We start from the raw sequence: 10,474 nt of genomic DNA, 5'->3' as shown, positions 1-10,474 counted from the left end.
CGCTCCATAAAATATTCCTATTTGCCGGAAGAAGGAGCCGCGATGACGCCAAGTGAATTCGAGAGCATTCCCGTCCTGGACATCTTGGCGAGATGAAACGTCTCCGCCGGCCGTGGATCGTCGCGGTGATCGTCCTGGTTCTGGCTGGCGGCGTCTATGCCGCCTGGCTGTATCTCAGGCCCGCCGGACTGCCGCCAGGCATCGCCGCTGGCAATGGTCGCATCGAAGCCGTCGAGATCGATATCGCCACCAAGATTCCCGGCAGAATCAAAGACATCCTTGCTGACGAGGGGGACTTCGTAAAAGCGGGCCAGGTGCTCGCCCACATGGACACGGACCAGCTCGAGGCTCAGAAGCGCGAGGCGCAAGCTCAATTGCAGCGGGCAACGATCGCAGTGCAAACCGCGGAAAGCACCGTCAGGGAACGCGAAGCAGAACGAGTGGCCGCGATTGCCATGGTAGCCCAGCGCCAAGCCGAACTCGATGGCGCACAGCGCCACTTCGAACGGTCTGGCCAATTGGTGCCCCGCGGCGCAGCTGCGGTCCAGACACTGGATGACGATCGGGCCAGGTTCGAAGGTGCCAAGGCTGCGGTAAGCGCCGCACAAGCGGCAGTCGCGGCGACGGAAGCTGCCATCGGTGCCGCGAAGTCGCAGGTCGTGGATGCGAACGCAGCGGTTGTGGCGGCACAGGCAACCATCGAGCGTATCGAGGCGGACATCAAGGACAGCACGCTGACTTCACCTCGCGATGGCAGGATACAGTATCGCGTGGCCCAGCCTGGGGAGGTCCTTCCGGCCGGAGGGCGGGTCCTCAACTTCGTCGATCTAAGCGACGTGTACATGACATTCTATCTCCCCACGGAGCAGGCCGGGCGCGTTGCCCTCGGGGCTCAAGCCCGCATCATACTCGACGCGGCCCCACAGTATGTTGCCCCCGCCACGATCTCCTATGTTTCTGACGTTGCCCAATTCACACCGAAGACCGTGGAAACAGCGGAGGAACGCCAGAAGCTGATGTTCCGGATCAAGGCGCGGATAGCACCAGAGTTGCTACGCAAGTACATCCGGCAGGTAAAGACGGGCTTGCCGGGAATGGCCTACGTACAGCTTGAGCCAAACGCCGAATGGCCTTCCTTCCTTCAAAGCGCCTTGCCGCAATGAGCATTGCTCCCAGTCGCGCATCCGACAGCCAGCCAATAGTGGTTCGCCTACGTGATGTCGGCCTCTCCTACGGCCGAACGCGTGCTCTGGACGCCATGACTCTCGATCTCCCCGCCGGCTGCATGATTGGGCTGATCGGCCCGGACGGCGTAGGCAAGTCGAGCTTGCTTTCCCTGATCGCCGGCGCGCACGCGATACAGGACGGCAGCGTGGAGGTGTTGGGCGGCGATATGGCGGACGCCGGTCAACGCCGGACCGCCTGCCCGCGGATCGCCTACATGCCCCAGGGCCTGGGCAAGAATCTCTATCCGACGCTGTCCGTCTTCGAGAACGCCGATTTCTTCGGCCGTCTCTTCGGTCATGGCCGGCGAGAGCGCGAGCGACGCATCCACGACTTGCTGCACAGCACGGGCCTCTCTCCGTTCGCCGACCGCCCGGCCGGAAAGCTCTCCGGCGGCATGAAGCAAAAGCTCGGTCTCTGCTGCGCCCTTATCCACGATCCGGACCTGCTGATCCTCGACGAGCCCACCACGGGTGTCGACCCGCTGTCGCGCCGCCAGTTCTGGACCTTGATCGATGAAATTCGCGCGACCCGGCCGGGCATGAGTGTGATCGTGGCGACCGCCTATATGGAAGAAGCGGCCCGGTTCGACTGGCTGGTCGCCATGGACGACGGGCGTATCCTGGCTGAAGGCACTCCCTCGGAGTTGCTCGCGCGCACGGCCGCCGCCTCGCTCGATGCCGCGTTCATTGCGCTCCTGCCCGAGGAGAAGCGCAAGCTTCATCGCCCCGTGCGTATCGTGCCGCGTGCGCAGACGGCCCAGGCCGAGGTCGCCATCCAGGCCGAAGGTCTGACTATGCGGTTCGGCGACTTCGTGGCCGTCGATCATGTGAGCTTCCGCATCGGCAAGGGAGAGATCTTCGGGTTTCTGGGATCGAACGGCTGCGGCAAAACCACCACCATGAAGATGCTGACCGGACTGCTGGCCTCCAGTGAGGGGCGAGCCACGTTGTTCGGCCAACCAGTGGACCCGGAGGACATCGGGATTCGCCGGCGCGTCGGTTACATGTCGCAATCCTTCTCGCTCTATTCCGAGCTGACCGTCGCGCAGAATCTCGATCTGCATGCCCGGTTGTTCAAGCTGCCGCGCGCATCAATGCCGGCACGGATCCAGGAGGTGGTCGAGCGCTTCGATCTGGTTTGCGTCATGGATGAGCTGCCGGACGCTCTGCCCCTCGGCATTCGCCAGCGGCTGTCGCTCGCGGTCGCGGTAATCCATGCGCCCGAGATGCTGATCCTCGACGAGCCAACATCGGGCGTCGATCCAGTCGCCCGCGACGTGTTGTGGCAAATGCTCATCGACCTCGCCCGCGACGACGGCGTGACCATCTTCATCTCGACTCACTTCATGAATGAGGCGGAGCGCTGCGATCGTATCTCGCTGATGCATGCCGGCAAGGTATTGACGACCGATACGCCTCGAAACATCACCAGTTCCCGTGGCTGCGCCACGCTCGAGGACGCTTTCATCCGCTATCTCGAAGAGGCGGATCGTCGGCCCGCGCAAGATCAGAGCGCGGCTCCGGTGATGCCGGGCGCAATCCCCAATGCTGCCCCGAACCGGCGCACCTCCTCAATGACCAGCGGCTTCGACTTGCGGCGAGTGATGAGCTATGCGCGTCGCGAATCCCTCGAGCTGCAACGCGACCCCATTCGCCTGGCCCTGGCCCTGCTGGGCAGCGTCCTGCTGATGTTCGTGGTCGGCTACGGCATAAATCTCGATGTCGATAATCTCACCTTCGCGGTCCTCGATCGCGACGGCACAGCGACAAGCGAGAACTACATCCTCAACATTGCCGGATCACGCTACTTCACGCAGAAGGCACCTATAGTAGACTACAATGACCTCGATCGACGCATGCGTAGCGGCGAGATCAGCCTTGCCATTGAGATCCCGCCCAATTTCGCGCGTGACGCAGTGCGCGGACGCAATGTTCAGATTGCGGCCTGGATCGACGGGGCAATGCCGCAACGCGCCGAAACAATCCGCGGCTATGTGGAAGGTATGCATGCCGGGTGGCTCGCCGAGCAGGCTCGCGTCCAACTCGGGAAGCGAAGTGTTGCTGGACAGTTCCGGCTCGAAGTTCGCTATCGATACAACCCCGGCATAGAAAGCCTGGTCGCCATGGTCCCGGCGGTAATTCCGCTGTTGCTCATGCTCATCCCGGCGATGCTGGCAGCGCTGAGCGTGGTACGCGAGAAGGAACTGGGATCCATCGTAAACCTGTACGTGACACCCGTCACCCGGCTCGAATTCCTCCTCGGCAAGCAGATCCCGTACATTGTCCTGTCCATGGTCAGCTTCCTGCTGTTGTGGGTGGTCGCGGTGTTCCTGTTCGGTGTGCCTTTCACGGGAAGCTTCCCTGCCTTGGCGCTGGGAGCACTATTCTACGTGGTGGCCGCGGTCGAGCTCGGCCTACTTGTCTCCAGTTTCATAACCAGTCAGGTCGCCGCAATATTCGGCACAGCCATCGTTACGCTTCTGCCAGCGGTGAATTTCTCCGGCGTCATCGACCCGGTCTCCTCCCTCGAAGGCATCGGCAGTTGGATCGGCCGAATCTATCCAACGACCTATTTCGTGACGATGGCACGCGGTGCCTTTTCGAAGGGGCTCGGCGTGCACGATTTATGGCCTCACTTTATCCCTCTGGCGATCGCCATCATAGTCCTGCTCCTCATGAGCACGGCCTTGCTGAAGAAGCAGGCCGGGTGACATGCGGCTCACCAATATCCTCCAACTCGGTGTCAAGGAACTGCGCGGTCTCGCGCGTGATCCGATGATGCTGTTCCTGGTGGCCTACGCGTTCACTGTCGCCGTCTACACGGAGGCGACGGCCACACCCGAAGCGCTCAACAAGGCAGCGATCGCCATCGTCGATGAGGATCAATCGCCACTCTCGGCCCGGATCACCGGGGTCTTCTATCCTCCTTATTTCACCATACCGGTCCGCATCACGCCGACGGAGATGGATCGAAGGATGGACGCTGGCCTCGACACATTCGCCCTGGACATACCGCCGAACTTTCAGAGAGACCTGCTTGCTGGCCGGTCGCCGACGATCCAACTCAATGTCGATGCTACGCGGATGACTCAGGCCTTCAGTGGCAGCGGCTACATACAAAGCATCATTGCCGGCGAAGTCCGCGACTTCTCGCGCCGATATCACTCCGCCGCCTCCGAGCAGGTCGACCTGGACTTGCGCATGCGCTTCAACGCCAACCTCACGAAGTCCTGGTTCGGCGCGGTGACGAGCATCATCAATAACGTGACGATGCTTGCGGTGGTGCTGACCGGCGCCGCTCTCATCCGAGAGCGGGAGCACGGCACGATAGAGCATCTTCTGGTCATGCCGGTCACGCCAGTCGAGATCATGTTGAGCAAGATCTGGTCGATGGGCCTTGTCGTGTTCCTGGTTTCCTGCCTGTCGCTCGTCGTAGTAGTTCAGGGCGTGATGGCCGTACCTATACAAGGATCAATCGGCCTCTTCGCGCTTGCGGCCGCTTTGGACGTGTTCGCAACCACCGGGCTTGGCATCGCGCTCGCCACACTGGCCGGCTCGATGCCGCGGTTCGGCCTCCTCATGGTTCTCGTGCTCTTGCCGCTACAGGTCCTCTCCGGGAGCCTGTCGCCGCGGGAGAGCATGCCGGAATTCGTCCGCACCATCATGCTTGCCGCACCGAACACGCATTTCGTTACTCTGGCCCAGTCCATCCTGTTCAGAGGCGCCGGCTTCGAGGTTGTGTGGCCTCAGTTCCTAGCTCTTGCGGCAATCGGGGCCGTCTTGTTTGCCATTTCGTTGAGGCAATTCCGTGCGTTCCTAAAATAAATCGGGGCACTACTATGGACGCCGCTTATATATCGGCACTGGCCGCACTTGGAGGATCGGCAGTTGGGGCGCTGGCATCATTCATGACGACCGTAGTCACGTTGAATGCTCAGGAGCGAGCCAATCAGGCCGCCCGAACGACTGCCCGCCGAGAAAACCTCTATGGCGAGTTCATAGAGGAATCGTCGAAGCTTTACACAGACGCTCTCGTCCACGAACTCGGCGACATGTCGAAGTTCGTCCGCCTTTATGCGCTGCAGAGCAAGCTGAGGCTGTTTGCATCGGCCACGGTACTCTCGCAGGCGGATGTGGTCCTCCAACGAATCATGGAAACTTACCTGAATCCGCAAAAGGACCTCCAGGTAATATTGAATGGCCCCACGGCGCGCGACATGGATATTCTCCGCAGCTTCAGCGAGGCATGCCGTCGAGATCTCAACGGTTGAGCTTGCCCGAAAGCCGTACCGTCGCCGAAAGCGGCACTGAGCCTTTCTCAACTACTCCGCAGACGTCCCTTGGGTCTGCGCTTCCTGCCATTCGGCAAACTGCCGGTCGCGCTCCGCTTTCAGCGCCTTCTCGCGCGTCGTGCAAACCAGCGACCATCCATCCGGATCAACCAGACTGCCGAACTCATCGTAAGTGGCGCGCCTGAGCTCGAGGCAGTCGCAGCGCCATCCTCCCTTCTTCTCATGTCCGCGCATGGCGTTCTTCCTCGCCGTGTCGGACAACACCACCCAGGTCCAGTTCGCCCGTGGACACGAGGTACACGCGACGCGCTGCGGCGGGCGCGTGTCGTAAGGTGCTTGCCCTTTCCCCATCCGGGCCTCGACCTCTGCCAGAACAGGGTCCTTGTAGGGATCGTACTTAAACTCCTCGCTCATGGCTCGCCCTCCACCATCGCAGGCCGCACGGCGCGTCGCCGGACACGCCTGATTGGACCAGAAAGGAAGCCGGCATAGAGCCCCGGCATTTCGACATACTTGAGCGCAAACCGCGTATGCGGATGGCCGGGCCGGATCATGACGCCGCTGAGATTCGGCAGTTCCATCAGCTCGGCCGCCAGCATCACCGATTCGCGCACGATCTGCGTGTTGATGGTCTTGCCTCGGCTCTTCACCTTCCAGATCGACTCACGGCTTTCAGTGGTCGAGGTGAGCTCGCGGCGGACCTCTCGCTCGCCAAGTTGCGCTTCCCAGGCCTTGGCGGTCTCGGCATCGCCCTGGCGCAGGATGATCTTGGTGGCGGCGTTGCCGATGATCGCCTGCGAGACATCGCGGCCGTAGACGGCGCGCAGCTGCGCCAGGACCTGGACCGCCAGCACGACTGAGCCGCCGAGCTTGCGCAGCTTGGTCAGGAGATCGGGAACGCGGCCGAGGTGGCCGAGCGAGGCGAGTTCATCCAGGAAGAAGAACAGCCTACGCGTCGTGCTCTCGGGCAGCGTCAAGGCCTCCAGCATGCCGATCGCCGCGACGCAGGACAGGAACTGACGCAGATCGTCCATCTGGTCCTCGCGATAGGTGAGGAATAGCCAGTTGCGCAGCGACTCGTCCTTGATCCAGCGCCGCACCGAGAATGGCGCCGAACTCTCCGGCAGATAGTCGAGGAATCGGACGTAGGGCGTGATGACACCGCGCACGCTGCCCAGCAGGCGGGCATTGGCGCGATCGCTGAAGATCGCCGACGTGGTGCCCTGCAGTTCGGCGCGCAGCTCTGACGGCGTGGCGGCCGTCAAGTAGCGATGCAGCTCCGCCGACGACCGCTTATTGCGCATGTGCAAGACCCGCAGCATGTCGGCAAGGAATATCTGTCCGTAGCGAATCCACTCCGCCTTGTCGGCGCCGCCGTCGATTGGTTCCGGGATCATTGCATTGGCGATCCGGCGATAATCGTAATCAGTGAAGATCTCCGCGAAGGGCGACCAGGCCACGCTTCGCGCGTCGAAGGGATTGAGCAGCATGTCCCCTTCCCGGCCGTGTCTGGCCATGAAGGCGCCGCTGTGATCGATGATCAGGCAGCGATCGCCGCGCGGCCGGATCGTGCGCAAGAAGCCATCCATGATCTGCGACTTGCCGGTGCCGGTCGCGCCGGAGATCAGGATATGCTCGACCTCGGCCGGCCGGTCGATCGGCACGCCGCCGACCTGCAGGTGGTCCTTGAATTTGCGGCCCGCCTTGCGGCTCTGTTCCTCGAGACGAGCGCCGCGGAGCGAGGCGTCGTTCCAGGCGGCGGCATTGAGCCGCCCGGTGCCCTTCCAGACGCCGCCGGCGGCAAGCATCGGCGCCAGGATGCAGAGCAATCCGACGACGTTGCGTAAGTCTTTAGGGACCTGCAGGAAGAGTGTCGGCAGTCGCCCCAAGGCCTCGGCCGGATGCAGCGCCATCCATTCGAGAAGGCTGGGGCTGCCGATCGACCACCAGACGGCCGCGCCGGAGAATACGGCGACGGCCAGCGGCGCCACGATCAGCGCGGCCAGGACCGCGCCGATGATCCGAACTGGTTTCGGGATTCCTTTGGCGAAAACGGAATTGTTCATTGCGGCCTCGTCAGGAAGTGGTCGATGGAGAGAAGAAGGCCGGCGCACCAGGGCGCCGGCCGTTTGCTCGGCAGGGTGTCGGGGAGCGGTCGAAAGGCGGAAGCCTCAGCGATCGGATTCCGGTCTTTGAGGCGGGCATCGGCTGGGCGCGCTTCGCGCAATCGGTCGAGTTGACCATTCTTTTTAGTGGGGGTACAAAAAAGGAGTGAAGATAACCTACGATCCCCGTAAGCGGGCCAGAACGCTCAGCGAGCGCGGGCTTGATTTCGAGGATGCGAGGCAGGTCTTCATGCGGCGGCACGTTACCGTGGAAGACGATCGATTCGACTACGGCGAGGTGCGCTACCTGACTTATGGCTATCTGGATGATCGTCTCGTGAACGTCGTTTGGACGGCACGACCTGGTGGCCGGCGGATTATTTCCATGAGGCATTGTCATGCAAAGGAAGCGGAAGCCTTCAAAGGCGCCCTGGATTGACCCTGACGACGGCCCGCCGTTAACCAAGGAGATGGTGCGACGTGGGCAAATCGCCGTGGGCGGCAAGATCGTCCGGCCGGCCGATGGTGTTCTCGTGAACGACCGGCGGGGCCGTCCCCGCATGGCCAATCCGAAGCAGGCGATCAAGCTACGGTTGGATGCCGACCTGCTGGCGCACTTTCGAGCGAGTGGGCCAGGCTGGCAAACCCGTATCAATACGGCGCTGCGCAAAGCCGCGCGCTTACCGGCCCGCCAGGCCGGCCGATAAGGACTCTTGCCCACTCCAAGGGACGCGCTATCGGGCGCGCGTTTCGCGCCTATTGCCGGGGGTTGTGCCTGGCGCCACAATGCGCGGCACGATTGCGGCGCCCTCAAAGGGCCGCAGTCCTGGAGTAGCGTTCGGTCAAGAATAAGAAGGAGATCCGTCATGCGTCGCTTTACTGCTCGAGCTCTCGCCGCCCTCGCGATCGTGGCGGCGCCGATCGCCGCCCACGCCGGCGAGTTCGATGGGAAATGGAAAGGGAGCGCAGGTAGCTGGCAGGTCGAGCTCTTGGTGCAAGGTGCCAACGCCACGCTGACCCTGCAGTGCAACGGATCCTTTGGTAACACCGCGCCCTTCACTTTCGATGTGCCCGTGGCGGCCAATGGCCACTTCGATGCCTGGGTGGGCGGTGCCGGCACGTTCGTGCGAAGAAACGTCACCGGCAACCTGCCCACCTTCCAAATACCTCCGGGAGGGGAGTGTGGCGGCGGTACTGTGACCTTGCAGCGGAGTTAACCTCCGCTTGCCCCGGCGCCGGCACTGCCCCCATCGCAACCGCCGGAGAAGCCCCCGACGTTGCAGCCGTTCTGTGACGACGATTGGATCAAGCCCTGCAGATCAGGGCAGGAGGCGACGTGTGCGATGTAGACGCACGCGCCGTCTCCGGTGCATGTCCAAAGCTGCCACCAGGGCGATGAGTAGTTGGTGCCGCCGTTAGGGTAGACGGTGAGATCGAACTGCCAGTTCATGTACTGGTTGCCGTTGAACTGACCGCTGCCCGAGACTGCCCAACTGCCTCCGCCAACCGGATAAGCGGACAGTCCGCCAATGCTCATGTTGTTGCATTGGTTGACGACATTCTGCGAGATCGTCGGCGCTTGATTGTCGGGCGGAAGCGTCGCCTGGCAGGCAGCTGATCCATTCGAGAGCGTGACCAACGTCCAGGGCGCCGTGCACTTCGGAGGCGTGTAGGTGTAGGTGCTGCCCTTGCAGCTCGGCGCCTGCTTGCCGGCCTTCTGGAGGCTGTTCAGCCAGTCCAGGACGAAGCCGCAGGCCGCGGCCATGCTGGGCTGATTCTGTCCGGCCATGCAGAGCTCGACGGCGCAGCCAGCGTCCTGATTGATCGCGATGTTGGCGGCCGTCTGGTCATCGACGCCGTCGATATGGCCGCCATTGGTGATCTTGCTGGGGTTCTGCAGCTGCAACGAGGTGTTGCCGGTGTTGTAATTCTGCTGAGTCGACGGGGCGTTGGCCAGGTTGTCCGTCGCCCCGAGGTTGCCGTTGGTATTGAAGTTCCAGGCATAGTCCTTCGTCGTCAGGATCGACTTGTCCTGCGTCTGCACGACGCGATTGCCGGACGCGTCCGTGCTGACGATCGTGTAATTGCCGTTCGCCGGCAGCTGCCCTTGAGTGATGGTGCTCTGCGCTGCCGCCGGGCTCACCATCAGGCCCGCGATCGTGACCGCCAGTGTCGCGCTCACGATCGCCTGTCTAGTTCTCCTCTGCATGTAACCCTCCTTAGGGATGTGAAGCTTTCTCCGGCATGGCCAGGTACTCGCACCGTGTGACCTCATCGAAGATCCTGACGACCAGCACGGGCACCTCGGTGTCCGTGCGCCGCGCGACCACGAGCATGTCGCGCCCTCGAAGCCGGGCCTGATATCCGCCCGGCGCGAAGCCCTGCCAGAACGGCACGTTGGTGCCTTGCGGCTCGCCCTCGCCGCGCAGGTTGACGCCGTTCTGTTCGACGCAGACCTGGACGATCGTCTCGCTCGCGGTGCAGCGCGCGAAGCCGCGCGGTTCCCAGGCCATGCCGAAGGGCGAGACCTTGACCCGCATGGATTGGCAATCGGCGGCCGACGCCGCGCCAGGCGCGAGAGCTGCGGCAAGCAGGAGGATGAGTCGGCGGATCATCGGCCTCTCCTGTCGGTGAAGGGAAGGCGGCGACGGGCGGGGTGAAGGTGGGTTGAGCCGTCGCCGCCGGCGAGACCGAGGGAGTGGATAGCGGTCTCGCCCATCGGCGCGGGCGAGGGATATCCTCGGCCCGGTCCGATCTGGAATCGGGGATGGCGGCGGCGGAATGGACATACTCAGGGGCTCCGCCGCCGCCAGTGAGGCCGGGGTGGCACCCGGCCTCACCCACCGACGCG

General features: G+C 62.9%; 11 protein-coding genes. 7 read left to right on the top strand and 4 right to left on the bottom strand.

Annotation, left to right across the window (positions count from 1 at the left end):
• Positions 1 to 92 precede the first annotated feature (92 nt).
• The 4 genes from B5D62_RS31645 (at position 93) to B5D62_RS31630 (ending at position 5,497) form a co-directional block, all read left to right on the top strand.
• Positions 93 to 1,163 (top strand): HlyD family secretion protein, encoded by a 1,071-nt coding sequence (locus tag B5D62_RS31645; protein WP_085938096.1) that lies wholly within the window; start codon positions 93 to 95, stop codon positions 1,161 to 1,163.
• Positions 1,160 to 3,937 carry a ribosome-associated ATPase/putative transporter RbbA gene (rbbA, locus tag B5D62_RS31640; RefSeq protein WP_085938095.1) on the top strand — a complete coding sequence of 926 codons (2,778 nt, stop codon included), beginning with the start codon at positions 1,160 to 1,162 and terminating at the stop codon, positions 3,935 to 3,937. Before B5D62_RS31645 ends, rbbA begins: the two co-directional genes overlap by 4 nt.
• A 1-nt stretch (position 3,938) precedes the next feature.
• Positions 3,939 to 5,051: an ABC transporter permease gene (locus tag B5D62_RS31635; RefSeq protein ID WP_085938094.1), complete on the top strand. Its 1,113-nt coding sequence runs from the start codon at positions 3,939 to 3,941 to the stop codon at positions 5,049 to 5,051.
• Positions 5,052 to 5,134: 83 nt separating this feature from the next.
• Entirely contained in the window at positions 5,135 to 5,497 is a 363-nt protein-coding gene (locus tag B5D62_RS31630; RefSeq protein ID WP_218191403.1) for a hypothetical protein, read from the top strand.
• A gap of 51 nt (positions 5,498 to 5,548) precedes the next feature.
• Here the strand turns inward: B5D62_RS31630 and B5D62_RS31625 are convergent, their stop codons facing one another.
• Together B5D62_RS31625 and B5D62_RS31620 are read right to left on the bottom strand one after the other, a co-directional pair.
• Positions 5,549 to 5,932 carry a hypothetical protein gene (locus tag B5D62_RS31625; protein ID WP_085938092.1) on the bottom strand — a complete coding sequence of 128 codons (384 nt, stop codon included), beginning with the start codon at positions 5,930 to 5,932 and terminating at the stop codon, positions 5,549 to 5,551.
• Positions 5,929 to 7,584, bottom strand: coding sequence for a type IV secretion system DNA-binding domain-containing protein (locus B5D62_RS31620; protein WP_085938091.1), 1,656 nt, complete (start codon positions 7,582 to 7,584; stop codon positions 5,929 to 5,931). The genes B5D62_RS31625 and B5D62_RS31620 overlap by 4 nt, the downstream gene beginning before the upstream one ends.
• 205 nt (positions 7,585 to 7,789) lie before the next feature.
• Here B5D62_RS31620 and B5D62_RS31610 point away from each other — a divergent pair, with 205 nt between their 5' ends.
• The 3 genes from B5D62_RS31610 to B5D62_RS31600 all read left to right on the top strand — a co-directional run bounded on the left by B5D62_RS31610 (position 7,790) and on the right by B5D62_RS31600 (position 8,840).
• A complete protein-coding gene (locus tag B5D62_RS31610; protein WP_085938089.1) occupies positions 7,790 to 8,062 on the top strand; it encodes a BrnT family toxin in 273 nt (90 codons plus the stop codon).
• Positions 8,022 to 8,330: a BrnA antitoxin family protein gene (locus B5D62_RS31605; RefSeq protein WP_085938088.1), complete on the top strand. Its 309-nt coding sequence runs from the start codon at positions 8,022 to 8,024 to the stop codon at positions 8,328 to 8,330. The genes B5D62_RS31610 and B5D62_RS31605 overlap by 41 nt, the downstream gene beginning before the upstream one ends.
• 159 nt (positions 8,331 to 8,489) lie before the next feature.
• Positions 8,490 to 8,840, top strand: coding sequence for a hypothetical protein (locus B5D62_RS31600; RefSeq protein WP_085938087.1), 351 nt, complete (start codon positions 8,490 to 8,492; stop codon positions 8,838 to 8,840).
• Here the strand turns inward: B5D62_RS31600 and B5D62_RS31595 are convergent.
• On the bottom strand, positions 8,837 to 9,832 hold the full coding sequence (locus B5D62_RS31595) for a hypothetical protein (RefSeq protein WP_139374199.1): 996 nt from the start codon (positions 9,830 to 9,832) through the stop codon (positions 8,837 to 8,839). The two genes, B5D62_RS31600 and B5D62_RS31595, sit on opposite strands and share 4 nt — an antisense overlap.
• Before the next feature lie 10 nt (positions 9,833 to 9,842).
• Positions 9,843 to 10,238, bottom strand: coding sequence for a hypothetical protein (locus B5D62_RS31590; RefSeq protein WP_085938085.1), 396 nt, complete (start codon positions 10,236 to 10,238; stop codon positions 9,843 to 9,845).
• Positions 10,239 to 10,474: the final 236 nt, after the last annotated feature.

This window comes from Enhydrobacter aerosaccus (genome assembly GCF_900167455.1).
GTDB classification, from domain to species: Bacteria; Pseudomonadota; Alphaproteobacteria; order Reyranellales; family Reyranellaceae; genus Reyranella; species Reyranella aerosaccus.
The sequence above is the reverse complement of the archived record's forward strand: the minus strand, read 5'-3'. Positions and strand labels throughout refer to the sequence as shown.

Bases quoted from the DNA above. Each gene is read 5' to 3' on its own strand.
- B5D62_RS31605 (WP_085938088.1), top strand. From the start codon at position 8,022: ATGCAAAGGAAGCGGAAGCCTTCAAAGGCGCCCTGGATTGACCCTGAC.
- B5D62_RS31645 (WP_085938096.1), top strand. From the start codon at position 93: ATGAAACGTCTCCGCCGGCCGTGGATCGTCGCGGTGATCGTCCTGGTT.
- B5D62_RS31625 (WP_085938092.1), bottom strand. From the start codon at position 5,932: ATGAGCGAGGAGTTTAAGTACGATCCCTACAAGGACCCTGTTCTGGCA.
- B5D62_RS31630 (WP_218191403.1), top strand. From the start codon at position 5,135: ATGACGACCGTAGTCACGTTGAATGCTCAGGAGCGAGCCAATCAGGCC.
- B5D62_RS31595 (WP_139374199.1), bottom strand. From the start codon at position 9,832: ATGCAGAGGAGAACTAGACAGGCGATCGTGAGCGCGACACTGGCGGTC.
- rbbA (WP_085938095.1), top strand. From the start codon at position 1,160: ATGAGCATTGCTCCCAGTCGCGCATCCGACAGCCAGCCAATAGTGGTT.
- B5D62_RS31590 (WP_085938085.1), bottom strand. From the start codon at position 10,238: ATGATCCGCCGACTCATCCTCCTGCTTGCCGCAGCTCTCGCGCCTGGC.
- B5D62_RS31620 (WP_085938091.1), bottom strand. From the start codon at position 7,584: ATGAACAATTCCGTTTTCGCCAAAGGAATCCCGAAACCAGTTCGGATC.
- B5D62_RS31635 (WP_085938094.1), top strand. From the start codon at position 3,939: ATGCGGCTCACCAATATCCTCCAACTCGGTGTCAAGGAACTGCGCGGT.
- B5D62_RS31600 (WP_085938087.1), top strand. From the start codon at position 8,490: ATGCGTCGCTTTACTGCTCGAGCTCTCGCCGCCCTCGCGATCGTGGCG.